Genomic DNA, 25,466 nt, shown 5'->3' with positions numbered 1-25,466 from the left:
GGCCGTATCGGGGTCTCACCTATTGGACTAGACCACTGGTCACGCGGGTCTGGACACGGCCGCCAGGAGGTCGGGCATCCGGGCGAAGCCGATCCGCGCGCCGAGGCGGCGGCCGAGCGCGGCGGCCAGCAGCCCGTAGAACGGCGCCACCACGCTGACCCACGCCGGTCCGAGCACCACCGGCAGCACCACCGGCAGCGACCCGGCCAGGACGCCGAGCAGCGCGCCCATGGACGAGGCGAACGCCTGCCCGCCCTGGCCCGGGGCGGCGCCGGTGAAGGCGTTCATCCGCTCGGGCACCGTGTAGGGGATGGTGACGCTGGTCACCGCCCCGGCGGCGAGGCCGACGCCGAGCACGCCCCACGCGGTCAGCACGGCGGGCACGATCATCGCCGGGTGGCCGGCGAACAGCGCGGTGGCCGTGGCGGCCACCGCCAGCACGGGCGTCGCCACCAGTGTGGTCGCGAGGTGCCGCCCCGCCAGGTCGGTGCGGAAGTGCTCCTCCGAGCCGCAGGCCACGACGTTCATCCAGTACGACGGCCCGTCGATGCCGAAGGCGTTGCCCGACTGCAGGGCGATCATCGCCGCGCCGATGCTCGTCAGCACGACCGGCAGCCACGGCCCCGGCGCCTCCTGCGAGTTGCCGCTCAGACTGAAGGCGAGCACCGCGGTGACGACGACGGCGGTGAACCAGATCACCCGCATCCGGGGGTCCCTGCGCAGGTACTTCAGCTCCTTGCCGACGACGGCGGCCAGCGGCCCGTCCGGCAGCAGCCGGTCGACCAGGCCGCTGCCCCCGCGCACGGACCCCGCCCGCGTCGAGGCGTCGGGCGTGACCAGCGCCCGGTTCAGCACCTTGATCCACAGCCAGGCGGCCCCGGCCACGACGAGCGCCACGACGAGCAGCTCGGCCAGGCCGAGGAGGCCGCCGTCGGCGATGGCGTGGGCGGTCATGCCCGACGGCGTCCACCTGAGCACGCCCGCCACACCGTGCAGCACCGCCCGCGGATCGCCGAGGTCGGCGTTGACGAGCAGGTTGGGCAGCTGGGCGAGCAGCACGACGAAGACGGCCGCCACGGCCAGCACGTCCCGGCCGCGCCGGGTGCGCAGCGCGCCGGACAGGGACGTGGTGACCAGCCTGGACAGCACCAGGCAGAGCGCGAACTGCAGGAACACGGCCACCAGCCCGACCAGCACGCCCCCCGCGCCCGTGGCCAGGCCGACCAGCCCGCCGGCCGTGACGATCAGCGTCGCGAGCGGCCACACCCCGGTGGCGGAGGCGGTGAACATGCCGACCGCGAGCTGCCCCGTCCGCAGGGGGAACAGCGACAGCCGCGCCGGGTCGAGCGTGTCGTCCAGGCCGAACGCCAGCAGCGGCACGATCATCCAGCTGATGAGGAGGACGGTGTGGACGACGATGACGAGATCGACGGCGACGTCCCGCGGCGCGAGCCGGACCAGGGCCATGAGCGCGAAACCCACCGCGGTCAGCGAAGCGGCCATGACGAGCGTGAAGACGAAGCCGAGCTTGCGTTCGACGGCGCCGCGCAGGTTGCCGGCGAGCAGGCGGAGCTTGAGCCGGGCGAACAGCTCCACCGTGCCCGGCAGGCTCCATGGCGGCGGCTCGTTCATCGCGGCTCCTCCGTGGCGGAGGGGTGGGCGCCGAGCCAGGTGAGGCCGGCGTCGCCGGTGCCGCGCGGCCCGCCGACCAGGGCGAGGAACGCCTCGTTGAGGCTGCGCCCGCCGCGGACCTCCGCCAGCGGGCCCTGCGCCACGATGGCGCCGGCGCTCATGACCGACACCCAGTCGCACAGCCGCTCGACGAGGTCCATCACGTGGCTGGAGAAGATGACGGTCGAACCCGAGGCGGTGAAGCGCCGCAGCACCTCGGTCAGCGTGCTCGCGCTGACCGGGTCGACGCCCTCGAACGGCTCGTCGAGGAAGAGGACGGAGGGGTTGTGCAGCAGCGCGGCCGCCAGGCCGATCTTCTTGCGCATGCCGGTGGAGTAGTCGACGACGAGCTTGTCCGCGGCGCCGGCCAGGTCCATGACGTTCAGCAGCTCGTCGGCGCGCCGCTCGACGTCGGCCCTGGGGATGCCCCGTAACCGGCCGTTGTAGTGCAGCAGCTCGCGGCCCGACAGCCGTTCGAACAGCCGCAGCCCCTCGGGCAGGACCCCGATGCGCGCCTTGACCCGCACCTGGTCGCGCCAGACGTCGAGCCCGTCGACCTCGGCCCGGCCGCCGTCGGGCCGGAGCAGCCCGGTGACCATGCCGAGGGTCGTGGTCTTCCCGGCTCCGTTGGGGCCGACCAGTCCCGCGAAGCTGCCAGCGGGAACGACCAGCTCGACCCCGGCGACGGCGACCTGCGGGCCGTAGCGCTTGAAAAGCCCGGATGTGCGCACCGCGTCCGTCATGGAACCACTGTAGGAGGAGGGATTACCCTTGCGCGCATGACAGCTGCCGAGCCCACACCCGCCGAGCCCGACATCCACACCACCGCCGGGAAGATCGCCGATCTGGAGCGCCGGCGGGACGAGGCCGTGCACGCCGGGTCCGCGGCGGCGGTCGAGAAGCAGCACGCCAAGGGCAAGATGACCGCGCGTGAGCGGATTCTGGCGCTGCTGGACGAGGGCTCCTTCGTGGAGTTCGACGAGCTGGCGAGGCACCGCTCGACGATGTTCGGGCTCGACCGGAAGCGGCCCTACGGCGACGGGGTGATCACCGGGCACGGCACCGTGGACGGCCGTCAGGTGTGCGTGTTCTCACAGGACGTGACGGTGTTCGGCGGCTCGCTCGGCGAGGTGTACGGCGAGAAGATCGTCAAGGTGCTGGACATGGCGCTGAAGACGGGCTGCCCGATCATCGGCATCAACGAGGGCGGCGGCGCGCGCATCCAGGAGGGCGTGGTCGCGCTCGGGCTCTACGCGGAGATCTTCAAACGCAACGTGCACGCCTCGGGCGTGATCCCGCAGATCTCGCTCATCATGGGCGCGGCGGCCGGCGGCCACGTCTATTCTCCGGCGCTGACCGATTTCGTGGTCATGGTGGACCAGACCTCGCAGATGTTCATCACCGGTCCCGATGTGATCAAGACGGTGACCGGCGAGGAGGTCACGTTCGAGGAGCTGGGCGGCGCGCACACGCACAACACGAAGTCGGGTGTGGCCCATTACCAGGCGGCCGACGAGGACGACGCGCTGGAATACGTCAAGGCGCTGCTGTCCTACCTGCCGTCCAACAACCTGGACGAGGCGCCGGTGTTCGAGGCCGCCGCCGATCTGGAGCCCGACCCCGACCTCGACCTGCTGATCCCCGACTCGGCCAACCAGCCGTACGACATGCACCGGGTCATCGAGCACGTGCTGGACGACGGCGAGTTCCTGGAGGTGCAGGCGCTGTTCGCGCCGAACATCGTGGTGGGGTACGGGCGGCTGGACGGGCAGCCGGTGGGGGTGGTGGCCAACCAGCCCATGCATTTCGCCGGATGCCTGGATATCGACGCGTCCGAGAAGGCCGCCCGATTCATTCGCACCTGCGACGCATTCAATATCCCGATTCTGACATTTGTTGATGTTCCCGGTTTCCTGCCGGGCACGGATCAGGAATGGAACGGAATCATCCGGCGCGGCGCCAAGCTGCTCTACGCCTACGCCGAGGCGACCGTTCCGCTGATCACCGTCATCACCCGCAAGGCGTACGGCGGGGCGTACGACGTCATGGGCTCCAAGCACCTCGGCGCCGACGTCAACCTCGCCTGGCCGACCGCCCAGATCGCGGTGATGGGCGCGCAGGGCGCCGTCAACATCCTCTACCGGCGCGAGCTGGCCACGGCCGAGGAGCCCGACGCCGAGCGGGCCAGGCTCGTCACCGAGTACGAGGACACGCTGGCCAACCCGTACATCGCCGCCGAGCGCGGTTACGTGGACGCGGTGATCAGGCCGTCGGAGACCCGGCCGCAGGTGGTCCGGGCGCTGCGCGCGCTGCGGAACAAGCGGGCCTCCCTGCCACCCAAGAAGCATGGGAACATCCCGCTATGAGTGGACATCTGCGCATTGTTCGCGGCGACGCGAGTCCCGAGGAGATCGCCGCCCTCGCGGCGGTGCTCACCGCCCGGCGGGCGGCCCCGGAGGCGCCCGCCGCGCCGCCCGCGCGAACGTGGCGAAACCCCGCCCGGCAGATGCGTAAGCCCCTGTTCCCAGGGAAGTCGGCTTGGCGGACGAGCGCCCTCCCCTAGATGGATCCCAGGAAACGGGTGTCAAGTTCCCGAGGAGTTGGGACTATCTAGAAAAGTAGGAGTATATAGTCGGCCGATCAACTAACGCCGCGGCCTGGAGGACATCATGGGCATCCCAGACCTCATGCCGCATCCTGTGGCAGCGAAGTACGCCGTCCTGGTGGATGTCGGTTATCTGTATGCCGCCGCAGGAGAAGTCCTGCTGGGGGCCAAGGAACGCAAGGAATACCGGGTGGCCGCCGATGAGCTGATCCAGAGCCTGCAGAAACACGCGACCGAACGCATTTCCGGCGAACTCCTGCGGATCTATTGGTATGACGCGGCCCGCGACCGTGTGCCCACCGTTGACCAGCGCGTGATCGCACAGCTTCCCTGGGTCAAGGTCCGGCTTGGCAACCTCAACGCGCGAGGCCAGCAGAAAGGCGTGGACGCGCAGATCAGGAGCGACCTGGAGGCGTTGGCCCGGCACCACGCGGTGACCGACACCATACTGCTGGCAGGCGACGAGGACATGGTGCCCGCCGTGGAGGCCGCCCAGGCCTACGGGGTGCGCATCCACCTGTGGGGCGTCGAGCCGCCGTACGGCACCAACCAGGCCGAGCGGCTCGTGTGGGAGTCCGACACCGTCGAAGTGATCTCCGCTGATTTCCTGAGGCCCTTTTTCAGCCGTGCACCGCAGCCCGTGGCGGTGCCGCCGCCCGCCGCGGCGCCGTCGCCCGCGCAGGTGTTCGCCGGACGGGCGCCCGCCAAGCCGCACGTCAAGCCGGGCCAGGTGGCCAAGCTCGGGCCGAGCCGTCCCCGCGTGGAGGACGTCGGCGAGCACGTGGCGCAGAAGTGGATCCTCACCCGTGGCCGCGACAACATCCGCGACCTGCTCCCGGGGCCGATCCTGCCGACCGTCATCGACACCGAGCTGCTCATCGAGGCCGAGAAGGAGCTGGGCCACTCGCTGCGGCCGTTCCCGGAGGCGCGCGTGTGGCTGCGCGACGGCTTCTGGGCGCGCGTCTACCGGGAGTTCGACCTGGGGGTCGGGGTCTCCTCGAAGTGACCTGGGCGGACTGCTCGCCGGGGTGCTCGGGGAGGTGTGGGGGTCCGGGCGTCTCCTCCCCCGACCGCCTGTCCGATTTCCGCCGGTCACCCGTACGGACCTGCTGACCTACGCCTTCACGGCAAGGTCCGATTTCCGCCAGTCGGGCCGGCCGGGAAGCGCATAACGTCGAGGGCATGTCACCACTCGAGCTCGACTTCGACTCCTGTTACCGGGCGGTCTCCGCCCGGGACGCCCGGTTCGACGGGCGGTTCTACACGGCGGTGACGACGACGCGCATCTACTGCCGGCCCATCTGCCCGGCCCGGACCCCGGCCTCGCGCAACGTGCGCTTCTACCGGCACGCCGCGTCCGCGGAGGCGGCGGGGTTCCGGCCCTGCAAACGGTGCCGGCCCGAGCTGTCTCCCGGCGACCCGGGCTGGGACCTGCGCGGTGACCTCATCGGCCGGGCCCTGCGGCTGATCGACGACGGCGCGGCCGACGACCACGGGGTGTCCGGGCTGGCCGCCCGGCTGCACATCACCGAACGCCACCTGCACCGGTTGTTCGTGGCCGAGCTGGGCGTCGGCCCGCTGGCGGTGGCCCGGACGAAGCGGCTGCTGCTCGCCAAGCAGCTGCTGACGGAGACGGCGCTGCCGGTCACGGACGTGGCGTTCGCGGCGGGGTTCGGGAGCGTGCGGCAGTTCAACGCGGCTATGCGGGAGACGTACGGGTTCACGCCCAGCGAGCTGCGGGCCACGGCGGGCGGGCCCGCCAGACGGCCCGCCGCCTCCCACTCGCCCGTCGCCCGGGCCACGCCGGCCGGGTCCTCGCCGGCCGGGCCCGGCGCGGGTGCCGGGACGGCCTCGCTGCCGGTCCTCCCGCTCCGGCTCCGCCTGCACCGGCGCGAGCCGTACGACGCCGAGGCGGTCTTCGCCTTCCTGGCCTCCCGGGCCGTCCCCGGACTGGAGGTCGCGGACCGCGCCTCCTACAGCCGGGCCGTACCGGGCGGGACCGTCACGCTCACTCCCCAGGCCGGCCACATCGCCCTGGACGTGGCCGTGGACGACACCCGGCAGCTCGCCCGCGTCGTCGCCCGGTGCCGCCGTCTGCTCGACCTCGACGCCGACCCGGCCGCGATCGCCGACGCGCTGGGGCAGACCTCGCTGGCCCCGCTGGTGGAGGCGCGGCCGGGGTTGCGGGTGCCGGGCACGTTCGACGGTTTCGAGCTGGCCGTACGGGCGGTGGTGGGGCAGCAGATCTCGGTCGCCGGGGCGCGAACCCTGCTCGGCCGGATCGTGGCCCGGGCCGGCCGCCCCCTGGTCCCACCGCCGCCGCCCCTCTGCTCGGGACCTGCGCCGACCCGCCTGTTCCCCGGCCCGGCCGAACTCCTGGAGGCCGACCTGCAAGGGCTGGGCCTGACCAGCCGGCGGGTCGCCACCCTCGAGGAGCTGGCCGCCCGCACCACCGACGGACGGCTCGACCTCGACGGCGGCCAGGACCCCGCCGAGGTCGTGACCGAGCTGGTGGACATCCCGGGCATCGGCCCGTGGACCGCCAGCTACATCGCGCTGCGGGCGCTGCGCGACCCCGACGCCTGGCCCACGGGCGACCTGGTGCTCACCAAGCGCATGGCCGCCCTGGGCATCCCCGACGACCACATCGAACGGTGGCGGCCCTGGCGGGCCTACGCCGCCCTGCACCTCTGGAGCTCATCATGATCGACGCACAGGTCCTGCCCACCCCGATCGGGCCGCTCTCCCTGCTCATGCGCGACGGCGTGCTCGTCGCCGGTGGATTCACCGCCGAGCCCAAGGAGATGTACGCCCGGCTGTCGCCGGAACTGCAGGCCGAGGGGCTGTCCATCGTGGACGATCTCGGCCCCGCCGCGCAGGCCGTGCGCGACTACCTGCGCGGCGACCTCGACGCCCTGGACGACATCCCCGTCGAGCAGCCCGGCAGCGCCACCCGCAAGCGGCTCCACCAGGCCTTGCGTCAGGTGCGTCCCGGCACGACCGTGTCGTACGCGGAGCTGGCCGAGCGTGCGGGACTGCCCAGGACGGCGGCGCGGGTGGCCGGTTCGGCCTGCTCCCAGAACCTGATCGCCCCCTTCGTCCCCTGCCACCGCGTGCTGCCCAGCACCGGCGGCTACGGCGGCTACTACTACGGCGTCCCGGTCAAGGAGTGGCTGCTGGCCCACGAGTCCGGCCGCCTCACCCTGAGCTGACACCGCGGCTCGGACGCGACCGACGAGGTTGCCGATGCCGGAGACCGCGGCGCCGTCCGGGTCGATGACCTAACCGGTGGTCACCATGGCCGCGATGTCCTCGATGCGCACGATCTCGCCGCCCGCCCCCCAGTTGCCCTCCGGGACCTCGTTGATGTGGACCCAGGCGGCGGTGGCCTGGGTGAACCGCCCCGGGTCCACGTCGGCGTCCGCGAGCACCCGCGTGACCCGTCGCACGATGTCACGACGCTTGTCGTCGTTCATCGAGCCGGCGGGGACCCCCACCCGCACCACGTATTTCGGCTTCTCTCCGGCGGGCAGCTGCCGGCCGCCCACGAACCAGGCGTCGATCTCGTTCACCACCAGCCAGGAGATGGACCTGGCCACCTCGGTGTCGGGGGCGCCCTCGGCGATCATCACCTCCGACACCAGTCGCCCGCCGATCTTCTCGCGGCGCTCCTGGTCGAACGAGCCCTTGGGGACGAACAGCTCGACGAACGGCATCAGTGAGTCCTTTCATTAAACTTTCCTGTTCGACAACGTACAAGAGTGAGTTGAATGAAGCAACCCTCTAGAGTGGGGGTCATGAGACGGACCAGCTTCGCGGAGATGCACTGCTCGATCGGGCAGTCCCTGGAACGTGTGGGTGAGTGGTGGACGCCGCTGATCGTGCGGGACATCCACCTCGGCCTGCACCGGTTCGACGACATCGCGGAGAATCTCGGCATCGCACGCAACCTGCTCACCCGCCGGCTCGAGACGCTGGTCGACGACGGCATCGTGGAGCGCCGGGCGTATCAGGAGCGGCCGCTGCGGCACGAGTACCACCTCACCGAGGCCGGCCGTGACCTCGTACCGGTCCTCATGGCGCTGATGGCCTGGGGCGACAAATGGGCGACACCGGCGGGTGGCCCGCCGGTGCGCCTGGTGCACCACGAATGCGGTGCGGAATTCACGCCGCGGGTCTGCTGCTCGGTGTGCGGGAAACCGGTGACCACGGCCGATGTGACGGCGCTGCCCGGTCCGGGCGCCGCCTCGGGACCGGGGACCACGGTGCTGGCCCGGCGCAGTGGCCTCGCACGCGAGGATGCGTGACCGGCGAGATCACGGTGTCGCTTCCACGCTTCGGCCGGCCGGCGCGCCTTGTGACGGCATCACGCGGGGCAGGGCGGATGCCAGTCAAGGGTACGGACGGTCGCGTTCAGGTAGGTGCCGGCCGGCAGGAGGGAGGCCAGCGTGTCGCGTACGGCCGCGGCCACGGGGTTGCGTAGCTGGATGATGCGCCCGACCTGAGCCGAGGCTCGTACCACCTGCTGCGCCCGTGGCCGTCTTGCCCGGTCGTAGCGCGCCAGCGCCTCCTCGACGTCGCTCCGGGAGCTCAGGAACGCCGTCAACGTGACAGCGTCCTCCAGCGCCTGGGCGGCGCCCTGGCCGAGGTCGGGTGTGAGCGCGTGCGCCGCGTCGCCCAGCAGGGCCACCCGGCCCGAGACGTAGGACTCCAGAGGGGTGACGAGGAAGTGGATGTCATGCCTGATCATGCCGTCCTCGGGGGTGGCCGCGAGGAGTTCGGGGATGGGCCGGTGCCAGCTCGCGTACCGGTCCGCCAGTTCGGCCAGGGTGACGCCTGCGCCGGCGCCCTCGGGACAGGACTGGGTGGCGTACCAGTAGACGCGTCCGTCACCGAGGGGAATCACGCCGAAGCGCCGTCCGCGCCCCCAGCTCTCGGTGATGGACCGGGACATGCCGGCGGGGGTGCGATCAGCGGGGACGATACCGCGCCAGGTGACGTAGCCGGCGTAGACGGGCCCCGGATGAGCGGGGAACAGTATCCGGCGCAGCTTGCTGCGGATGCCGTCCGCCCCCACGATCAGGTCGGCGGTCAGCGTCCCGGGACCGTCCGGCCCCTCGAACGCCACCGTGTCCGGTCCCGGCATGCCGGTGAGCGTGTGACCGAGCCGGATGTCGACGCCCTGGAGCGCATCGATCAGCAGGTCGTGGAGGTCGGCCCGGTGCAGCGCGAAGGCCGGCACACCCATCCGGTGTTCCAGCGCCTCGACCTTCGCCCGCATGAGCCAGCGTCCTGATGGCAGTCGCAGCCCGGCCGCCCCCTGGGCCATCCCCCTGGCACGGAGCTCGGCGCCCAGCCCGAGCGCGTCCAGTGCGCGCACCGCGTTGGGCGCCAAGGTGATGCCGGAGCCCAGCTGGCGGAACGAGGGCGCGCGTTCCAGCAGCGTCACCTGCCAGCCATGACGGCGCAATCCGATCGCGGTCGCCAGACCGCCGATGCCGCCGCCGACGACGAGCGCAGACGTGGAAGTCACGATCTTTCCCTTCGACGTTACTCACATACCATCTCGTATGGTATGGAGGCTAGCAGAGGCGTGGCCGCCGGTGCCGGTGTGATCGCGGTCGCGCCAGGCCTGCTCCCATCTGCGGGTCATGGCCGGGTAGACGATGAGGTAGCGGAACGGCTTGATGAAGGCCATGTAGACCTTGCCGAACAGGCCGTTGGGCTTGACCAGGGCAGCCATGCGCAGTTCGTGCTCACCGTCGCCGGCCGGTACCCAGCCCAGGTGACAGACGGTGTGGACGGTCTTGTTGGCCAGTTCCTGGGCGCTTTCATCGGCGACTTCATAGAGCGGCGTGAACGGGATGTTGGGATCCTTCACACCGGGAGCCAGGCGCAGATCGTCCGGCAGGCGGTCGCGCAGGGAGCCGACTCGCCCGCCGAGGCCGGCGCCGGGCTCGTCCCAGCCGAACATCGCGCCGAGCTTCCAGCGGATCTCGAAGAGCACACGGACCGGCCAGGTCTGGTACTGCGGGGCCGTGCGGGAACGGAGCGCGGCCAGCATCGCCGGGAAGTCATCAGGGCCGGCGCCGGGGGTGCGGAAAGCCCACACATCCTCGACGCGGAAGTCCGATGCGATCTCGTGGATCCGCCACGGGCGCGAGGTGTGCTCGGTGACAGGGAGTCTCCTTGACATGTCGGCCGCCCGTCACCGCGACACGAGGAAGTGGACCTCGCGGGGCCTGACCTCGAGGTCGCTCAAGCCGTCGGGCGTCGCGCCCATCTCGCGGGCGATGCCGGACGCCGCCCGGAATGCCTGCTCGGACTCGTACGCGCCCGTGGTGACGACGGCGTCGCCGTCCGGGGTGGTCCAGACGCCGACGGACAGGAAGCCCGGCTGGGCCCGCGACACCTCGGCGACCTGGTGGCAGCGGGCGACGAATTCCTCGACGTGCTCGGGGGCCGGGTAGTGGAAGGCGACGAAACCGAATGACACGACGGTGCTCTCCTCAAGTTGTACGGTGCCGTATAACGTGACGCTAGACCCGTTATACGGCTGCGTACAACCGACTGGGAGGGTGAGGTGGGACACAGCCGGGCGCATTGCGCACCCCACGAGGCACTGGCCAAGACCCCGGGAGTGACCAGAAGCGGCTTCTACGGCTACTTCACCGACCGCAACGCACTGCTGGAGGCGATGCTGGACACCCGGGAACGGGAAAGCGTCGACGAGGCCCTCGACCGGGTCGCACGCCTTTCGGGACGGCGCAGTCGCGGCGCGAGGGCCGGGACCGTCAGCAGGGCGAGATGGAGCGCATCGCCAGGGCGTAGACGCCCCGCAGGTCCTCGGCCGTGACGGGCGGGACGATCTGCTGCGCGCCGACCAGGATCAGGTAGAGCAGCTTGGCCATGCCCTCGGCCTCGTCCGGTTCGCCGCCGAGTTCCTGCCACAGCGAGCGCAGGTAGTCCACACGCATGCCGTCGACGCGTTCCTGGAACGCGCGGACGTCACCGTCCTGCCGGGCCCAGGCGCGTACGGCCGTCTCCAGGTCCCGGCCGTCCGCGTGCGCCTCCAGCACCAGGTCGAGGAGGCGCTGGATCTTGTCGTGCCCGCTCGCGCCGGCGGCCTCCGCACCGGCGATGAAGCTGCCGGTGTGCTCGGCCTCGATGTGGGCGAGCAGGTCGGATTTGTAGCCGCGGATGCCCTTGAAGTGGTGGTAGAAGGAGCCCTTGGTGAGGCCGAGGCTGGCGCACAGCCGCTCGATCGTGAGTGCTCGGATGCCGTCCCGGGTCGCGATGGCGAGCCCGGCCTCCAGCCATTCACGCTTGGACGCCATTCCCGTACCGTACCGCACAGTACATCCCCTTCGGGTCATACCATAAGGTATGGCACGGTCACCGCCCGAGCAGGTCACCTGGCGACCGTGCCCGGATGGTCAGCGCCGGGCGTCGCCGAGCTCCCGCGCGCGGTGGTGACCGGCGCTGCGGTTCAGCCGGGCGGCCAGCCGGGTGACGGTCGTACGGGGCAGGACGCGGGCGATCCACGTCACGGCCCGGTGCAGCGGCCGGCCCGGGTAGGAGTTGACGGCGCCCCGGGCGAAGGCGTCGAGCGTCCTGGTCACGACGCCTTCAGGGGCGTCCGTGAGCGCCGGGACCATGGTCGCGGTGGTGCCGTCGAAGAAGCTCGTGGCGGTGGGGCCGGGGTGGGCGGCCATCACCCTGACCCCCGTGCCGCGAAGCTCCTCGGCCAGCGCCTCGGTGAACGACAACACGAACGCCTTCGTCGCCGCGTAGCCGGCCTGGTACGGCATCGCCTGGAAGCCGGCCGTGGAGCCGAGGTTGATGATCCCGCCGCGCCCTCGCTCGGCCATCCGGCCGCCGAGCGCGTGCGTCAGGCGTACCAGGGCGACGACGTTCAGCTCCACCGTGCGCACGACGCGGTCCAGCGGCGTGGCCAGGAATGGCCCGACCGTGCCCGCGCCCGCGTTGTTGACCAGCAGATCGACGGCGCGGTCCCGCTCGTCCAGCTCGGCGACCAGGCGCGTGACGCCGCCGGGGTCGGTGAGGTCGGCGGGCAGGGTCAGGACGTCCACCGGGTGCGCGGCCCGGATCTCCGCGGCGAGCTCCGCCAGAGCGTCGCCGTCGCGTGCCACGAGTACGAGGTCGGCGCCGCGCCGGGCCAGGTCGCGGGCGTATTCCGCGCCGAGTCCCTTCGATGCGCCGGTGACGAGTGCGGTGATGCCGCGATAGTCGTCCACGGGGGTACGGCTCTCCTGTCGGCGATGGGCTGTTCCGTGCGGGAGATCATGTCCGGGCCGGCTTGATGTCGGCCTCCCGTGTCCTGCTGGTGCGGCGTGAGGCGATAAGGCCGAGGACGCCGATGGCGACCATCAGCCAGCCGCCGGTGATCGGAAACTCGATCACGCACAGCAGCGCACCGCTGATGATCAGATACCAGCCGATCTGGCCCGGGAGATGTCCGGCGATGTGGACGAACCGCCGAGCCAAGGTGCCGAGGGCCAGGAGCAGGATGCCGGCGGCGAAGAAGTAGAGCGTGAATTCGCGCTCGTAGTAGTCGGAGGCGTCGCTGTCCGCGGCAGAGGCCCAGAAGCCGTCGCCGGCCATGGCGGACCAGGCATTCGGAGTGGCGAGCGCGTAGGCGAAGTGCACGATCGCCAGCGCGATGATCAGGCGGGGGACCCATCGGGTCAACGCGTTCATGTGGTGTACTCCCACTCGTTCGGGGCCAGGCGCAGGGCTGGGGCGGAGATGTCACGCAGGTCGGGCGCGGGGATGGGCGGGACGGCCTGCTGGGCGCCGATGAGGATCGGACGGGCCACCGGCCCGTACCATACCAGATTGTATGGTTCCTGCGGTCTCATCGCCACCTCCGCCGCCGTCTCCCGGCTCCAGCGGTTGCTCACCGGTACGTCAGCCGGCGCAGCAGCACCTCGGCGGGTCCCCGGCTGCCGCGACGCTCCAGCAGGTAGGCCGCGATCACGGTGATCAGCCAGACCCCGATCGCGTATCCGGCCATGGCGGCACTGTGCAACTGGACCCCGACGCCGAGGCCCCAGGCGGCCAGCACCGGGGCGCACAGCACCGACTGGGTGAGGTAGGCCGACAGCGACCGCTTGCCCACCGCGGCCACCGCGGTGGACACCCGCCCCGGCCTCCGCCGGCCGCCGAGCCGGTGCCCGATCAGGCCGAACACCGCCGCGTAACCCAGGCCGGCGGGCAGGCCGGTGGCGATCTGGGAGACCTCGAACACGAACATCGACTCGCCGGGGACTCGCAGCACCCCCATGACCGCGGCCGCGTGTGGCAGGCCGCCCGACCAGCCGATCGCGATGCCGATGACGGCGACGCGGCGCAGCAGTGGCAGATGCCTCTCCGGCCGCTCCAGGATCCGCTGCCGAGCCGCCCAGAAGCCGAGGACGATCGCGATCGGCACAGCCAGCGCGAGCAGCCCCTGGCCGAAGATGATCAGCGGCCAGAAGGCCAGGCGCGCCGAGGCCGCGGCGAGCAGGTCGCTCTCCCCGCTGCCCGCCGCCCCGAAGGCCAGGAGGTTGACCGGCTCCGGAGGCGACTCGGCGGACGCGGCGAGCCAGGCGGCCACGATGCCGAGCAGGGTCGCCATCGCGAGGGCGCCGGCGCCGATCGCGGCCCAGGTGAGCAGGGTGCGGTCGTTCCGGCGCAGGAAAAGCCCGGCGAAGAGGAGACCGGCCACGCCGTACGCGCCGAGAATGTCCCCCTGCCACAGCAGCGCCGCGTGCACGAACCCGAACACCAGCAGCCACAGGCTGCGACGGCGCAGCAGCGCCAGAACGGCCGGCTCCGCGTGCCCGGCGGCCTGCTGGCGCAGCAGGAGCTGCACCATGCCGTAGCCGAACAGGAACGCGAACATCGGATAGACGCGGAAGTCCACGCCGACGATGGCGACCACCTGGGTGATCCGGTCCAGGACCGAGCCTCCCGGCGGGTGGATCGTGGTGGCCCGGAACTCCCGGCCCCAGAGGTACCAGGGGGTGTTCGCGACCGCGATGAGCAGCAGCATGAAGCCGCGGGCCAGGTCGGGCGCGAGCGCGCGCTCGCCGGCCTGGACCGGGCCGCGGATCGGGGCGTCAGTGGGCGCCATGGGGGAGCGAATCTCCTGTCACGGGTCGAGGTGAACCGGATCGCCCGGTCTGGCAGAGATCTCATGGTCCGTCGTCAGGGCCGCGTAGTCCGTCGCAGGTCCCCGCACCGCCGTACGGTCACCGCACCGAGATCCAGGTGCCGATGGCCGGCGACGCCGCGGCGGCCGGACCGCCGGCTGCCGTGTGCCACGTGGATTGCCACGCTCGTCATGTCACAAGGACGCTACGGAGCCGGCCGCCGGACGACGATCAGGCGGGCACCACACCTGGCTGCGGAAAAGCGCCCATGACCACTGGTGCGGGCACGAGATCCCCCAGGTCCTATCATTTCTGCCATGGCACTCAGGGTCGTCTTCGCCGACGACGACTACCTCGTGCGGGAGGGGGTCAGGGGCCTGCTGGACCGGGTGGACGGCCTCGAGGTTGTCGCCACCGCGGACGATCTCCCGGGGTTGCTCACGGCCGTGCGCGGGCACCGGCCCGACGTGGTCCTGACCGACATCCGCATGCCCCCGACGCGTACGGACGAGGGCATCCAGGCGGCCAGGCGCATCCGGGCCGAGCACCCGGAGGTCGGAGTCGTCGTGCTGTCCCAGCACATCGAGCCCGACTACGCCTACGACCTGCTGGCCGACAGCGCGGAGGGCGTCGGCTACCTGCTCAAGGAGCGCGTGGCCCACCTGGACGAGCTGACGCGCGCCCTCGAGGACGTCGCGCGTGGCGGCTCCGCCCTCGACCCGAAGGTCGTCGCCGCCCTGATAGCGGACAGGCGGCGGGCGGCCGGCTCACCGCTGGGCCGGCTCTCGGAGCGGGAACGCGAGGTCCTCGCCCTCATGGCCGAAGGCAAGAGCAACGCGCGCATCGCCACGGAGCTCACGGTGTCGCTCCGCGCCGTGGAGAAGCACATCAACGCGATCCTGGCCAAGCTCGACATCGCCGGAGACCTGACCGTGCACCGGAGGGTCAAGGCGGTCCTGGCCTTCCTCCACCACGAGGGCCTGCTTGGCTCCGGCTGAGAGATCCTGGTCGTTCCTGAGGGTCACGGGCCGGCTCCGTCAGGCTCTGTGGGTGAGCACGGTGACCCTCGCCGCGGCCAACGCCATGCTCGCCGTGCTCAACCGGCCTGACGACGGGCCCGGGATGGGCTACGGTCTCGGCGCATCCCTCATGGCGGTCGCGTTCGCCGCCGTCGGAGCACTGGTGGCCGCCCGGTCGCCGGGTAACCCGATGGGCTGGCTGCTCGGCGGCATGGGCCTGGCGCTGGCGGCGACCAGCTTCTGCCAGGGCTACGCCGCCTATGCCCTCATCACCAGACCAGGCTCGCTGCCCGGCGGGGAGGTGGCCGGCTGGGCCGGGTCATGGCTGTGGGTTCTCGTCGTGGTTCCCGCGGGCACCTTCCTGCCGCTGCTGTTCCCCGACGGCCGGCCGCCGTCGGCCCGCTGGCGTCCCGTCGCCTGGCTGGCGGCGGCCGATCTGGTCGTCGTGGTGGTCTGTGCCGCCGTCCTGGCCACCGGCTTCGCGCCGCCGGCGTTCGAGCCGGCGCTCACCGGGCTCGCCGACCACTTGCTGCTCGCCGTCCCGGCGGCGGCGTTCTGCGCCCTCGCCCTGGCGTCGGCGGCGGCCAGCCTGGTGCGCTACAGCAGGGCCGGCGGTGAGGAGCGGCAGCAGCTCAAGTGGTTCGGGTTCAGCGTCACGGTCGCGGCGGCCGCCGTCGTGGTGCAGTTCGTCCCCCCGACGGGACGCCCCGACTGGCGCGCCAGTCTGCTGGTCCTCACGGCCGGCATCCCGGTGGCGATGGGGGTCGCCATCGTCAAGTACCGCCTCTACGACATCGACGCCGTCATCCACCGGACGTTCAGCTACACCGTGCTCGCCGGGTTCATCACGGCGGTCTACCTCGCCGTCGTCGTCGGAGTGGGCTCGGCCGTCGGCGCACGCACCGGCGGCGGGATGCTCCTTCCGCTCGTCGCCACGGCCATCGCCGCACTGGGGTTCAGCGGGGTGCGGACCCGGGCGCAACGGCTGGCCGACCGCCTCGTCCACGGGGCCAGGGCCACGCCGTACGAGACTCTGTCACGCCTGTCCGAGCGCCTGGCCACGACCTCGTCCATCGAGGAGTTCCTGCCATCGCTCGCCAGGGCGCTCGCGGAGGCCACCGGAGCGCTGCGGACGGACGTCTGGGTGCGCGTCGGCGGACGGCTGGAGCCGGCCGCCTCGCATCCACCGGCCGCCGAGCCCGCCGCGCCGCTGGACGTCGTCGAAGACGCCCTTCCGCGGCTTCCCCCCGGGCACACGGTCGCCGAGGTCCGCACCCACGAAGCCCTCCTCGGGGCCATCGCGCTGACGAAGCCGCCCGGCGAACCGCCGACCGCCACGGACGCCAAGCTCGTGGCCGACCTCGCGGCACACGCCGCCATCGCCTTCCGCGACGTCGCGCGGGCCGCGGAGCTGCGCGAGTCACGCCGGCGCATCGTGACGGCCCAGGACGCCGAGCGCCGGCGCCTCGAACGTGACCTGCACGACGGCGCCCAGCAGAACCTGGTGGCTCTGGCCCTCAAGCTCCGGCTGGCCCGGCAACTGCTCGACACCGAGCCCGCGCACGTCGGTCCCCTGCTGGAACAGCTCGGCGCGGAGGCGGAGTCGGCCCTGGAGACCGTACGGGATCTGGCGCGCGGCGTCTTCCCGGCGATTCTCGCTGACAAGGGCCTGGTCCCGGCGCTGCGCGCGCACCTCGCCAAGCTGCCCGCCGGGGCCGAGGCCGACCTGCCTTCATCCCTGGGACGCTTCGCTCCCGAGATCGAGGCGGCGGTCTACTTCTGCTGTCTCGAAGCCCTGCAGAACGCGGCCAAGCACGCCGGCGGGAGCGTCCCGCTGCTGCGGCTCGCCGGCGGCGAAGGGTGGCTGGAGTTCACCGTCCGCGACTCCGGCCCGGGCTTCGACCCGCGCTCTCCCGGTCAGGGCAGCGGCCTGCGCAACATGAAGGACCGGCTCGAGGCCGTCGGCGGCGTTCTCACGGTCAGCTCCGCTCCCGGCAGGGGCGCGACCGTCCAAGGCTCCGTACGGCTCCTGCCGTGTCGTCCCCACCCGGGGGAGATGGACAGCATGGGTGATGAGCCGTCACCTGCGCCCGGTGCGGGATAGTTTTCGATCATGCTGCTGAGGTCGCTCGGTGAGCCGGCCTCCACTTCGCCGCATGCCTCCGGCGGCCTACTCGCGGGTGGACGGAACGGCCCGCACGCCGAGCGTCTCGTCGAGCCAGTCCATGGCCTCCTGGGCGAGCCGGGTCGGGTTGTTGATCTGGCAGTGCGCGTCGGCTCCCGAGGCCGCGTCGAATTCCAGCAGAGTCTTGCGTTCCACCGGCAGTTTCTCGTGGAATCGCCGCGTCTGGTCGATGAGGACGGGCGACTCGCTCAGCCCGGTGATCGACAGGAACGCGCTGCGGATCTCGCTCGGGTCGGTGGTGAAGGTGCGCAGCAGATGAGCGAAGTCGACGGGCTCGGACAGGCCCGAGCGCCACAGGTACATCTGGAAGCTGTCCTTCATCGCCCCGTCGTTCGCCATCGCCCGGACCACCTCCGCGGGCAGCACCTCGCCGAAGTTCAGGATCGGCGTGCTGGCGATGCCGGCGGCGATCCTGCGCTCGGACATCAGCGCCCGGCTGATCATGTAGCCGCCGCCGGAGAACCCGATGATCGCGAGCTTCGCGGTGTCCTGCCCGTAGGTCTGCACCAGGTGGTCGACGATCGCGCCGACCGGGCGCTCGGTCTCGGCCATCAGGTGCAGCCCGCGCAGCGGTGTGCTGCCCTGCCCCGGCAGGTCGACGATGACTGTGGTGTAGCCACGCTCCCAGGCGTTGCGGCCGGCCAGGTGATACATGTCCTCCTTGCTCGTGTCTCCTCCGCCGATCACGATCAGGGTGGGTGTGCCGGGGCCGGCGTCCATCCGCAGGCCCGGCAGCGACGAAGCCTCGAAAGGCACCTCGATGGAGGTCATCGGGAGTGCGAGCAGTTCCACGGCCCGCTTGAAGGCCTCCTCGTACTTGGAGATCAGCGGGAGGAACCTCTCCCCGCGACCGGCGAACTGCCAGGCCTGCCGATAGGCGTAGTAGGCCTTCATCATGACCTCTCCGGCGCTCCGGTTCCGGCCCCGTCCGGCCCACCGCTCGGCCAGTGCCCGCTGGCCGTCGCCGAAGCCCTCGAACTCCTCCACCCAGCTGGCGGTGTCGCCGTCCTTGATCCGGGAGGCGATGTGGAACAGCTCGCCGCAGTCCAGCCCGCCGGTCTTCGCCGCGCCCAACGACCACTGGAAGATGAAGTCCATGTCGCGGTCGTCGAAGAAGTAGCGGGTCGCGTTGCTGCGCTGCAGCTTGGTGTTCTGCGTCATGTGGACGAAGGTACGTCCGGCGCCGGGGCAGGCAGGAGGACCGGAGGCGTGTGACCGGGGACCTTTCACGCGCCCCGGCGATACTGCCGGGGCGACATTCCGTGTGTGCGTCTGAAGGCCCGGCGAAAGGCCCGCTCGTCCGAGTATCCCAGGCGCCGCGCGATGACCGCTGTCGGCAGTCTGCCGTCGCTCAGCAGTTCCACCGCCAGGTCGCCGCGGACCGTCTCGAGCTCACGCCGCCAGTTCGTGCCCTCCTGTTTCAGCAGTTCCTGGAGTCTGCGCGGGCTGATCGCGAAGTGTGCGGCCGCGGCGTCCAGGTCGCCGAGATGCTCCGCCTGGAAGGCCCGGACCTTGTCCCGCCAGCTCCTCTCGGCGGGAAGGAGCTGTGCAGCCCGGCGCCGCAACATCGCTGCCGTCACCGGATCGGCCCCGACCAGCGGGATCTCCAGTTCGGAGCGACGGAAGGTCAGCGAGTTGGCCTGACGCCCGAAGTCGATGGCGCGAGGGCCGTAGGCCTCGATCAGATCTCCGTGACGGGGAGGCGCGGGCATGGCCAACTCGATCCTGACCGGCGTGATCGGCTTTCCGGCGGCCACGCGGACGAGCGCGAGCTGCCAGCCCAGCAGGAAGGTGGCCGCGTGCCCGTTCTCCGTCGGGAGGCTCCGGCTCAGAGTGACCAGCCCGTCGTGCTCGCTCCAGCCGTACGACCCTCCCGTGGAGAGCACCCCCACATGCCGTACGGCGGAGCCGAGAGCATCCGCCAGCGTGTCCGAGCTCAGGAACAGGAAGTCCAGCAAGCCGAACGTGCCCGGCCGATACGAGCGCCCGAGCGTCAACCCGAACTGGGGGTCACCGTTCAGCGTCGCCGCACGTGCCCACAGCTCGTCCACGGCGTCAGCGGGGACGCGGGAGGGGAACTCGTGATCGGACAGGCCGGCTTCCCGTGCCAGCCGCTCGGGGTCTTCGCTCGCGGCCAGCAGGTATCTGACCGCCGATGCCGCGATTGTCCCGTTCACAGCCGGGACCCTACGCCCCGACCCGGGGGCGTGAGGATCCAGTGGCCCTCCTCCCCCCTGTAGTCAGCCGAGTCTGCTGTCGACCACACCGTCCACGTCGCCGCCCCAGACGTCGTCGTCCTCGTGCAGCCAGGTGCCGGACTCCCGGTCCTTCTCCTCCTGGCCGCCCATGCCGCTCGCCCCGCTCATGGGCATGAAGGGTGCGCCCATGCCGTTCAAGGCGGTGGCCCCGCCGTTGATCGATCCCGATCCGATGCTCGGGCCGGTGCCGGGAACGCCGAAGGCGGTGACCGGGGAGTGGTTCGGACCCGTCGGGAGGGAGTGGGTCGGACTCGCCGGGGTGGAGTGAAACGGGGTGCTGTGCGGGTCGGCGGGGCGCTGGAAGGTGGCCAGTTCGGTATGCGGGCCGGTGGGCTGGCCGAAGACCCGTGTCGGCTGATCCAGGCTCCGGATGGGATCGCCGGGCGACGGGGCGTGGCCGTACGGGTCTCTGGCGCCCGGGGCTGCGCCGGGCGATGGGACGTCCGGCCCTCGGTCGAGATCCGGCTCGCCCCGGTCGTCAGGACGAGCGGGAACGTCAGGGCTTCCGAGACGCGGGACGTCCGGGAGGGTGGGGTGTTCGGCAGCAGTCGCACGCTCACCGAGGGCGTCGGCGCTGCCGCCCGAGAGGCCGGTCGGGCCGGCATGGACGGGGTCCGCGCCGGAGCGGACCGAAGGACCGTCGAACGTGGGTCTGCCGAAGCGAGGATCGAGCGACGTGCGTTCCACGGTCGGCTCCACCGGATAGGTGATGGCGGGCAGTTCCTTCTCCACCTTGCCGGGCATCCTGTCGTAGATCGCCTTGAGGTCCTCGTTGAATGTCTTGAGATGCAGTCCTGCCAGCTCGTCCCGGGAAGTGCCGAGGGTCCCGGTCAGGCTGTACCCGCCTCCCTGCACGACGGCGTCCTCGTACCGCGGCATGGCCCCGTTGAAGACGGCGTAGGCGCCGAGCCAGTGGCCGTCATCACTCCACGGGGCCAGGCGCGCATCACCGTTCATCGCGCCCCGAAGGTGACCGTCGAGGTACTCCTGGTGCTGGCGCACCACATCGGCCAGGGTCACGAGCGGGTGGCCCATCTCGAGCAGCTTCTCGGCGAATTCGCCGAGGGCCACGTAGAGGGTCCGCAGGGCCTTCTGCGCCGCTACGGAGGCTTTCCCGTCCCAGACCCTCGCGAGCGCCTGGGCTTCCTGAGCCAGCGCCCACTGGATGTCGTGGACGACCGCGTACGCGTCCACGTACGCGGCTCCGGCATCCTCGATCTCCTTGACTCTGATGCCGTTGATGAAATCCTTGACCTCGGCCACGGTGCGGTCCTCGTGTTCGACCGTCCAGTCGCCGCGGGCGGGCTTGAGCCAATGCGTCTTCTTGACCTTCTCCTCGGCCATGGCGCTAGACCTCCCCCATGTTCAGGTCGCTCACGGCCCTGTAGTTGCCGGCCGCGGCGTCGACCAGCGCGATGGCGGTGTCGAAGGACTTCTGGACCTCCCGGTAGATCGCGACGAACTCCTCGTGGCTGGTCTCCAGCATCTGAGCGAAGGTGAGACCGCCCTCCCAGCGGGGAACGCTCTGCAACTGCGCCCGGAGATGACTGAGCGTGGTGTACTGGGTCAGGTCGTCGATGGTGCCCTGGGGGGCGTGCCGGTCGTTCCCCTCGCCGCCCTCGCCGGTCAACCGCCTCAGCGCGTCTCTCAGCGCCTGAGCGGATCCCGCGATCGCTTTCGCGTCGAAGACCACGCCGTCTCGTTCCGCGTCCAGGCCTGGCCAGTTGTGTTCGAGCGGTACCGGTTCTGGCGCCATGTCCCCCTCCTCAGGGGTGTTCGATCACTCGCAATGCTGGAAGGGCCGCAGACCGCTGACCGCCGTGTCCGGCGATGCGTGCGCGCACTCCCGGTGGGCGGGCGCGGCAACGCCGGGCGTTCCCGCGCCGGACCCCTCAGTCACCGGCCTTCAGCGGCGCATCCGGTGCGCGTGAGGCAGGGACTGGAAGCCCAGACCGAAACTCAGGTTCGATCGGCCTGGTCACTGAGCGCACTTCTGGCCTGCTTGCTCGACCTCCTTGCCTTCCTTGAGGCCCTTGACGTCATCGATCGATTTGACAGAACCGTCCAGGTAGCCTTGCAGGCTCTCCATGTCGCCGTATTTCAGCGCGACGTCCGCGAGGCAGGACAAGGTCGACTCGGGTATGCCCTGGATGTCCTGCTCAGTCTTCATCTTCTGAACGAGGCTCGCCTTGTCCACGCCGCTGCCACAGGAGGCGAGGCTGAGAGTCAGGGCCAGCGCCACACACCCCAGCATGGAGGAATGAGCGGGTCGAGAGAAACGCATGATATTCACCTGTCCAAGTCGTGGGTGACGCTACGGAGATCGGCATCCGCCCGGGTGCTGACCTGCATGGGCAAGAGCCTTTCAGTGGATTTATTTCGTTTGCCTGGGAGATGTCCTCCGGCCTCGACGAGGTGCGAAACCGGCGTCCCCTCGTTTCTTGATCACGTAATGTACCATACGGAATGGTATGCACCCCATGTGATCGGTCTCTCGTCGGCGCCACGGCCCGCTCCGTACGGTCGGCGCACCTCCGCCGTCCGGGAGGCGGTCAGCGCCGGGGGACGTCCGCCGCTCCTTCCGCGGCCGCGCCCACGCTGCCGCCGGCCGCAGACCGGATCAGCGCGTCGGCGATGGTCAAGGCGTTCGGGACGACGGCCCGCGCCAGGGCCGGCGCGGCGGGCATGCGTACCGGGGGCGCACCCACGCGAAGCGGGGCGGAGCGCAGCCGAACGCCCGATTCGGCGACGGCGGCGAGCACCTCGCCGCCGACCCCGCCCGTGGTGTGCGCCTCGTGGGCCACGACCAGCCGTCCGGTGCGTTCCACACTGGCGAGCACGGTGTCGAGGTCGAGCGGGCGTATCCAGCGGGCGTCGATCACCTCGGCGTCGATCCCCCGGCCCGCCGCGAGTTCGGCCGCCTCCAAAGCCGCGTGCAGCATCGCGCCCCAGGTCAGCAGCGTCACATCAGCACCGGGGCGGCGGATCAGCGCGCCCTCGGCCGGTTGGATCCCGCCGTTGACGCCGACGGGCCGCCTGCCGGTGTGGTACAGGGTGCGGTTCTCGATGACGATCACCGGATCGTCGCACCAGACTGCTGCCAGCAGCAGGTCGTACGCGTCCTGGTGAGTGGCGGGCATGGCGACCCGCAGGCCGGGCACGTGCGCGAAAACGGCCTCCAAACTCTGGGAGTGCTGGGCGCACGCGCCAGGGGCGCTGCCCTGCTGGGTGCGGATGGTGATCGGCGCGGTGACGGCTCCGCGGGAGACATACCGGACGTTGGCCGCCTGGTTGACGACCTGGTCCAAGGCGACGAGGAAGAAGTCCGCCCACATGATCTCGACGATGGGGCGCCTGCCGAACATCGCGGCGCCGACCGCGCCGCCGATGATGGCCGACTCGGAGATGGGCGTGTCGAAGACCCGCTCGCCGAACCTCCTGCGCAGCCCTTTGGTGACGCCGAACACGCCACCGGGCAGCGCGACGTCCTCGCCGAACAGCAGGGTCTCCGGACGCTCGTCGAGGGCCCGGGCGAGGGCCGCGTTCACGGCCTCGGCATACGACAAATCCCTGGTCTCAGGCATACAGGTGCTCCAGAACGGTGGAAGGGTCGGCCGGCGGGTCCGCCTGGGCTCGTGCCGACGCGTCGGCGATCTCGGCTCGCACGCGTTCCGACAGGGCGTCGAGCTCGGCGTGCGGAATCGTCTCCCGCAGCGTGGCGAGCAGGCGGGCGATCGGCTCGTCGGCGAGGGCGGCCTCCAGCTCGCCCGGAGGCCTGTAGTGCTGCGCGTCACCGATGTAGTGGCCCACGATGCGCTGCGTCATGGCCTCGATCAGGGCCGGGCCGTGACCTCCTCGTGCTCGTTCCACCGCCTGGGCGACCGCGTCGCGCACCGCCGCGGGATCGTTGCCGTCGACCCGCCCGCCCGGCATCCCGTACGCCGACGCGCGTGCGAAGAGCCTGTCGCCACGCACCATCGACGCGATCGGCGTCAGCTCGGAGTAGTGGTTGTTCTCCACCAGGAAGATCACCGGAAGGTCGCGTACGGCGGCGAAGTTCATCGCCTCGTGCACCGCCCCCTGGTTCATGGCGCCGTCGCCGAACGCGGCCAGCGCGACCCGCCCCGACCCGTCGAACGTGGCGGCGAGCGCGGCGCCTGCCGCGATGGGCGCGCCCGCCCCGACGATCGAGTTCTCGCCGTACATGCCGTATTCGGGGGCGGTCAGGTACGCCGACCCGCCCCTGCCACCGTTGACGCCCGTCTGCCTGCCCAGCAACTCGGCGAACAGCGCGTACGGCGGAACCCCGCAGGCCAGCGTCCAGCCGTGCCCTCTGTAGGTCGGGAACACGGCGTCCCTGCTCGGATCAAGAGCGGCGCACGCCCCGGCGTGGACTGCCTCCTGACCGTTGCACAGGTGGACCGAGCCGACGATCGAACCTTCGGCGCGCAGCCGGCCGACCTCCTCCTCGAAGAACCTGATACGCAGCATCGATTCGAGGAAATCGAGCTGCGTGGCGGCGGTTTCCGGCATGGGTGTACCCACGCTCCTTTCCTGAGATCTCCGGCGGGGCCGGTGAGGGATGACGGGGTCGGGGTCAGCCGGCGGACGGGACGACGATGCGTCCGGTGCGCAGCAGGGTGGTGGCCATGGACGCGGCCTCCCGCACCTGGGCGGCGAGACCGGCCTGGCGTTCGGTGAACCGGGTGACGGGGACCGACGCGGTGAAGGAGCCGACGGGGATGCCGCCTTCGTCGGAGAACGCCGCCGACAGGCAGACCACGCCAGGGCGGAATTCCTCCAGGTCGAGCGCGTAACCGCGGCCGCGGACCCTGGCCAGTTCCACCGTGAGCTCGTCGAAGTCGGTGATGGTGTTGGGTGTCAGCGCCACCAGCGGCACGCCTTTGAGCATGGCCGCCACCTGTTCCTCCGGCAGGTGGGCCAGGATCGCCTTGCACGAGGCGCGAGCGTGCATGTTCCCGACATAGCCCACGTCCAGCGCGCCGACTCGCAGAGCGTGCTCTCCCGTCAGGTAGTGCTGCAGCGTTGGCGTGCCGTGCTGCCAGCCCGAGAGGTAGACGGTCTCCCGGGTCCTGTTGTGCAGCCGGGTCAGGATGACGGACAGCTCCGGGGAGGGGCCGGCGCGACGTTGCAGATGCCGGCTCAGCGACGCCGCCCGCGGCCCGACGTCGTAGACACCGCCGGTCAGCCGTACGACGTACCCGGCGGCGACCAGGGTGCGCAGCAGGTGATAGCAGGTCCCGATCTTGATCTCGAGCTGCCTGCTCAGCGCCTTGGCCGTGGCTCCGCCCTCGGACGCGGCAACGGCCTCCAGGACCTGCAGGCCGCGGTCCAGGGTGTGCAGCAGGGTTCCGCGGCCCTTCTCCCCCTCAGCGTCCACGCCCGTTCACCTCCATCCTCGGCCAAGCGCGTGCCGGCACCTTGACGGCTTCCCGTACCCGTCCAGCCGATCCCGCGGTGAAGCCCGTCAACGACTCCGACCCCGCGAGATCACGCTGAGCGGAGGCCGGCGCCACGACGAGCGGGTCGTAGGCCCCCGTGGTCCCACGG

At 71.1% G+C, this 25,466-nt stretch carries 27 protein-coding genes; 8 read left to right on the top strand and 19 right to left on the bottom strand.

Going from position 1 to position 25,466, the window contains the following annotated elements; genetic code table 11:
• Nucleotides 1-39: 39 nt before the first annotated feature.
• Both CXR44_RS05560 and CXR44_RS05555 read right to left on the bottom strand, forming a co-directional pair.
• Nucleotides 40-1,632 carry a hypothetical protein gene (locus CXR44_RS05560; protein ID WP_101783794.1) on the bottom strand — a complete coding sequence of 531 codons (1,593 nt, stop codon included), beginning with the start codon at nucleotides 1,630-1,632 and terminating at the stop codon, nucleotides 40-42.
• Entirely contained in the window at nucleotides 1,629-2,414 is a 786-nt protein-coding gene (locus tag CXR44_RS05555; RefSeq protein WP_101783793.1) for an ABC transporter ATP-binding protein, read from the bottom strand. The genes CXR44_RS05560 and CXR44_RS05555 overlap by 4 nt, the downstream gene beginning before the upstream one ends.
• A 36-nt stretch (nucleotides 2,415-2,450) precedes the next feature.
• Between CXR44_RS05555 and CXR44_RS05550 the strand changes: the two genes are divergently transcribed.
• The 5 genes from CXR44_RS05550 to CXR44_RS05530 all read left to right on the top strand — a co-directional run bounded on the left by CXR44_RS05550 (nucleotide 2,451) and on the right by CXR44_RS05530 (nucleotide 7,488).
• Nucleotides 2,451-4,037, top strand: a complete 1,587-nt coding sequence (locus tag CXR44_RS05550) for an acyl-CoA carboxylase subunit beta (RefSeq protein WP_101783792.1) — start codon at nucleotides 2,451-2,453, stop codon at nucleotides 4,035-4,037.
• Nucleotides 4,034-4,234, top strand: a complete 201-nt coding sequence (locus CXR44_RS05545) for an acyl-CoA carboxylase subunit epsilon (protein ID WP_101783791.1) — start codon at nucleotides 4,034-4,036, stop codon at nucleotides 4,232-4,234. The genes CXR44_RS05550 and CXR44_RS05545 overlap by 4 nt, the downstream gene beginning before the upstream one ends.
• Nucleotides 4,235-4,340: 106 nt before the next feature.
• Nucleotides 4,341-5,282 carry an NYN domain-containing protein gene (locus tag CXR44_RS05540; RefSeq protein WP_101783790.1) on the top strand — a complete coding sequence of 314 codons (942 nt, stop codon included), beginning with the start codon at nucleotides 4,341-4,343 and terminating at the stop codon, nucleotides 5,280-5,282.
• Between the two features lie 176 nt (nucleotides 5,283-5,458).
• Entirely contained in the window at nucleotides 5,459-6,982 is a 1,524-nt protein-coding gene (locus CXR44_RS05535) for a DNA-3-methyladenine glycosylase 2 family protein (RefSeq protein WP_101783789.1), read from the top strand.
• A complete protein-coding gene (locus tag CXR44_RS05530; RefSeq protein WP_101783788.1) occupies nucleotides 6,979-7,488 on the top strand; it encodes a methylated-DNA--[protein]-cysteine S-methyltransferase in 510 nt (169 codons plus the stop codon). The genes CXR44_RS05535 and CXR44_RS05530 overlap by 4 nt, the downstream gene beginning before the upstream one ends.
• A gap of 69 nt (nucleotides 7,489-7,557) precedes the next feature.
• Here the strand turns inward: CXR44_RS05530 and CXR44_RS05525 are convergent, their stop codons facing one another.
• Nucleotides 7,558-7,992, bottom strand: a complete 435-nt coding sequence (locus CXR44_RS05525) for a tautomerase family protein (RefSeq protein WP_101783787.1) — start codon at nucleotides 7,990-7,992, stop codon at nucleotides 7,558-7,560.
• An 81-nt stretch (nucleotides 7,993-8,073) separates the two neighbouring features.
• Between CXR44_RS05525 and CXR44_RS05520 the strand changes: the two genes are divergently transcribed.
• A complete protein-coding gene (locus CXR44_RS05520; RefSeq protein ID WP_180903195.1) occupies nucleotides 8,074-8,583 on the top strand; it encodes a winged helix-turn-helix transcriptional regulator in 510 nt (169 codons plus the stop codon).
• A gap of 59 nt (nucleotides 8,584-8,642) precedes the next feature.
• On the opposite strand, the gene CXR44_RS05515 is transcribed toward CXR44_RS05520, so the two are convergent.
• From CXR44_RS05515 to CXR44_RS05475, 8 genes are all read right to left on the bottom strand, one after another.
• Complete coding sequence (locus tag CXR44_RS05515; RefSeq protein ID WP_180903194.1) at nucleotides 8,643-9,809, bottom strand: FAD-dependent monooxygenase; 1,167 nt, start codon at nucleotides 9,807-9,809, stop codon at nucleotides 8,643-8,645.
• 21 nt (nucleotides 9,810-9,830) lie between these two features.
• Nucleotides 9,831-10,472 carry a DUF2867 domain-containing protein gene (locus tag CXR44_RS05510; protein WP_101783785.1) on the bottom strand — a complete coding sequence of 214 codons (642 nt, stop codon included), beginning with the start codon at nucleotides 10,470-10,472 and terminating at the stop codon, nucleotides 9,831-9,833.
• A gap of 12 nt (nucleotides 10,473-10,484) precedes the next feature.
• The gene (locus tag CXR44_RS05505) at nucleotides 10,485-10,772 is read right to left on the bottom strand and encodes an antibiotic biosynthesis monooxygenase family protein (protein ID WP_101783784.1); all 288 of its coding nucleotides are present in this window, start codon (nucleotides 10,770-10,772) and stop codon (nucleotides 10,485-10,487) included.
• Between the two features lie 298 nt (nucleotides 10,773-11,070).
• Nucleotides 11,071-11,613 carry a TetR/AcrR family transcriptional regulator gene (locus CXR44_RS05495; protein WP_101783783.1) on the bottom strand — a complete coding sequence of 181 codons (543 nt, stop codon included), beginning with the start codon at nucleotides 11,611-11,613 and terminating at the stop codon, nucleotides 11,071-11,073.
• Between the two features lie 99 nt (nucleotides 11,614-11,712).
• Nucleotides 11,713-12,534, bottom strand: coding sequence for an SDR family NAD(P)-dependent oxidoreductase (locus CXR44_RS05490; protein WP_101783782.1), 822 nt, complete (start codon nucleotides 12,532-12,534; stop codon nucleotides 11,713-11,715).
• A 46-nt stretch (nucleotides 12,535-12,580) separates the two neighbouring features.
• A complete protein-coding gene (locus CXR44_RS05485; RefSeq protein ID WP_101783781.1) occupies nucleotides 12,581-12,997 on the bottom strand; it encodes a DUF6463 family protein in 417 nt (138 codons plus the stop codon).
• Nucleotides 12,994-13,116: a hypothetical protein gene (locus tag CXR44_RS41600; protein WP_281260246.1), complete on the bottom strand. Its 123-nt coding sequence runs from the start codon at nucleotides 13,114-13,116 to the stop codon at nucleotides 12,994-12,996. The genes CXR44_RS05485 and CXR44_RS41600 overlap by 4 nt, the downstream gene beginning before the upstream one ends.
• A gap of 80 nt (nucleotides 13,117-13,196) precedes the next feature.
• A complete protein-coding gene (locus CXR44_RS05475) occupies nucleotides 13,197-14,414 on the bottom strand; it encodes a DUF418 domain-containing protein (RefSeq protein WP_101783779.1) in 1,218 nt (405 codons plus the stop codon).
• A gap of 336 nt (nucleotides 14,415-14,750) precedes the next feature.
• Here CXR44_RS05475 and CXR44_RS05470 point away from each other — a divergent pair, with 336 nt between their 5' ends.
• Nucleotides 14,751-15,431: a response regulator transcription factor gene (locus tag CXR44_RS05470; RefSeq protein ID WP_101783778.1), complete on the top strand. Its 681-nt coding sequence runs from the start codon at nucleotides 14,751-14,753 to the stop codon at nucleotides 15,429-15,431.
• 52 nt (nucleotides 15,432-15,483) lie between these two features.
• The gene (locus CXR44_RS05465) at nucleotides 15,484-17,556 is read left to right on the top strand and encodes a sensor histidine kinase (protein WP_101783777.1); all 2,073 of its coding nucleotides are present in this window, start codon (nucleotides 15,484-15,486) and stop codon (nucleotides 17,554-17,556) included.
• A 66-nt stretch (nucleotides 17,557-17,622) separates the two neighbouring features.
• Here the strand turns inward: CXR44_RS05465 and CXR44_RS05460 are convergent, their stop codons facing one another.
• The 8 genes from CXR44_RS05460 to CXR44_RS05425 form a co-directional block, all read right to left on the bottom strand.
• A complete protein-coding gene (locus CXR44_RS05460; RefSeq protein ID WP_101783776.1) occupies nucleotides 17,623-18,798 on the bottom strand; it encodes an alpha/beta hydrolase family protein in 1,176 nt (391 codons plus the stop codon).
• Nucleotides 18,799-18,863: 65 nt separating this feature from the next.
• On the bottom strand, nucleotides 18,864-19,814 hold the full coding sequence (locus CXR44_RS05455) for an AraC family transcriptional regulator ligand-binding domain-containing protein (protein WP_101783775.1): 951 nt from the start codon (nucleotides 19,812-19,814) through the stop codon (nucleotides 18,864-18,866).
• A gap of 63 nt (nucleotides 19,815-19,877) precedes the next feature.
• Nucleotides 19,878-21,239: a hypothetical protein gene (locus CXR44_RS05450; protein WP_101783774.1), complete on the bottom strand. Its 1,362-nt coding sequence runs from the start codon at nucleotides 21,237-21,239 to the stop codon at nucleotides 19,878-19,880.
• A 4-nt stretch (nucleotides 21,240-21,243) separates the two neighbouring features.
• Nucleotides 21,244-21,651, bottom strand: a complete 408-nt coding sequence (locus CXR44_RS05445) for a hypothetical protein (RefSeq protein WP_144069874.1) — start codon at nucleotides 21,649-21,651, stop codon at nucleotides 21,244-21,246.
• Nucleotides 21,652-21,873: 222 nt separating this feature from the next.
• Nucleotides 21,874-22,137: a hypothetical protein gene (locus CXR44_RS05440; protein WP_144069873.1), complete on the bottom strand. Its 264-nt coding sequence runs from the start codon at nucleotides 22,135-22,137 to the stop codon at nucleotides 21,874-21,876.
• Between the two features lie 310 nt (nucleotides 22,138-22,447).
• On the bottom strand, nucleotides 22,448-23,479 hold the full coding sequence (locus CXR44_RS05435) for an alpha-ketoacid dehydrogenase subunit beta (protein ID WP_101783771.1): 1,032 nt from the start codon (nucleotides 23,477-23,479) through the stop codon (nucleotides 22,448-22,450).
• Nucleotides 23,472-24,428 (bottom strand): thiamine pyrophosphate-dependent dehydrogenase E1 component subunit alpha, encoded by a 957-nt coding sequence (locus CXR44_RS05430; protein WP_101783770.1) that lies wholly within the window; start codon nucleotides 24,426-24,428, stop codon nucleotides 23,472-23,474. The genes CXR44_RS05435 and CXR44_RS05430 overlap by 8 nt, the downstream gene beginning before the upstream one ends.
• A gap of 64 nt (nucleotides 24,429-24,492) precedes the next feature.
• Nucleotides 24,493-25,296: an IclR family transcriptional regulator gene (locus CXR44_RS05425; RefSeq protein ID WP_101783769.1), complete on the bottom strand. Its 804-nt coding sequence runs from the start codon at nucleotides 25,294-25,296 to the stop codon at nucleotides 24,493-24,495.
• Nucleotides 25,297-25,466 lie beyond the last annotated feature (170 nt).

This window comes from Nonomuraea indica, assembly GCF_002850745.1.
Lineage (GTDB): Bacteria > Actinomycetota > Actinomycetes > Streptosporangiales > Streptosporangiaceae > Nonomuraea > Nonomuraea indica.
This window is presented reverse-complemented; position numbering and strand designations above follow the sequence as displayed.

What these genes read in the sequence shown, in the direction of transcription:
- CXR44_RS05460 (WP_101783776.1), bottom strand. Translation starts at nt 18,798, where the DNA reads ATGACGCAGAACACCAAGCTGCAGCGCAGCAACGCGACCCGCTACTTC.
- CXR44_RS05510 (WP_101783785.1), bottom strand. Translation starts at nt 10,472, where the DNA reads ATGTCAAGGAGACTCCCTGTCACCGAGCACACCTCGCGCCCGTGGCGG.
- CXR44_RS05430 (WP_101783770.1), bottom strand. Translation starts at nt 24,428, where the DNA reads ATGCCGGAAACCGCCGCCACGCAGCTCGATTTCCTCGAATCGATGCTG.
- CXR44_RS05485 (WP_101783781.1), bottom strand. Translation starts at nt 12,997, where the DNA reads ATGAACGCGTTGACCCGATGGGTCCCCCGCCTGATCATCGCGCTGGCG.
- CXR44_RS05535 (WP_101783789.1), top strand. Translation starts at nt 5,459, where the DNA reads ATGTCACCACTCGAGCTCGACTTCGACTCCTGTTACCGGGCGGTCTCC.
- CXR44_RS05520 (WP_180903195.1), top strand. Translation starts at nt 8,074, where the DNA reads ATGAGACGGACCAGCTTCGCGGAGATGCACTGCTCGATCGGGCAGTCC.
- CXR44_RS05445 (WP_144069874.1), bottom strand. Translation starts at nt 21,651, where the DNA reads ATGGCGCCAGAACCGGTACCGCTCGAACACAACTGGCCAGGCCTGGAC.
- CXR44_RS05555 (WP_101783793.1), bottom strand. Translation starts at nt 2,414, where the DNA reads ATGACGGACGCGGTGCGCACATCCGGGCTTTTCAAGCGCTACGGCCCG.
- CXR44_RS05530 (WP_101783788.1), top strand. Translation starts at nt 6,979, where the DNA reads ATGATCGACGCACAGGTCCTGCCCACCCCGATCGGGCCGCTCTCCCTG.
- CXR44_RS05540 (WP_101783790.1), top strand. Translation starts at nt 4,341, where the DNA reads ATGGGCATCCCAGACCTCATGCCGCATCCTGTGGCAGCGAAGTACGCC.
- CXR44_RS05470 (WP_101783778.1), top strand. Translation starts at nt 14,751, where the DNA reads ATGGCACTCAGGGTCGTCTTCGCCGACGACGACTACCTCGTGCGGGAG.
- CXR44_RS05450 (WP_101783774.1), bottom strand. Translation starts at nt 21,239, where the DNA reads ATGGCCGAGGAGAAGGTCAAGAAGACGCATTGGCTCAAGCCCGCCCGC.
- CXR44_RS05475 (WP_101783779.1), bottom strand. Translation starts at nt 14,414, where the DNA reads ATGGCGCCCACTGACGCCCCGATCCGCGGCCCGGTCCAGGCCGGCGAG.
- CXR44_RS05435 (WP_101783771.1), bottom strand. Translation starts at nt 23,479, where the DNA reads ATGCCTGAGACCAGGGATTTGTCGTATGCCGAGGCCGTGAACGCGGCC.
- CXR44_RS05550 (WP_101783792.1), top strand. Translation starts at nt 2,451, where the DNA reads ATGACAGCTGCCGAGCCCACACCCGCCGAGCCCGACATCCACACCACC.
- CXR44_RS05525 (WP_101783787.1), bottom strand. Translation starts at nt 7,992, where the DNA reads ATGCCGTTCGTCGAGCTGTTCGTCCCCAAGGGCTCGTTCGACCAGGAG.
- CXR44_RS05560 (WP_101783794.1), bottom strand. Translation starts at nt 1,632, where the DNA reads ATGAACGAGCCGCCGCCATGGAGCCTGCCGGGCACGGTGGAGCTGTTC.
- CXR44_RS05495 (WP_101783783.1), bottom strand. Translation starts at nt 11,613, where the DNA reads ATGGCGTCCAAGCGTGAATGGCTGGAGGCCGGGCTCGCCATCGCGACC.
- CXR44_RS05545 (WP_101783791.1), top strand. Translation starts at nt 4,034, where the DNA reads ATGAGTGGACATCTGCGCATTGTTCGCGGCGACGCGAGTCCCGAGGAG.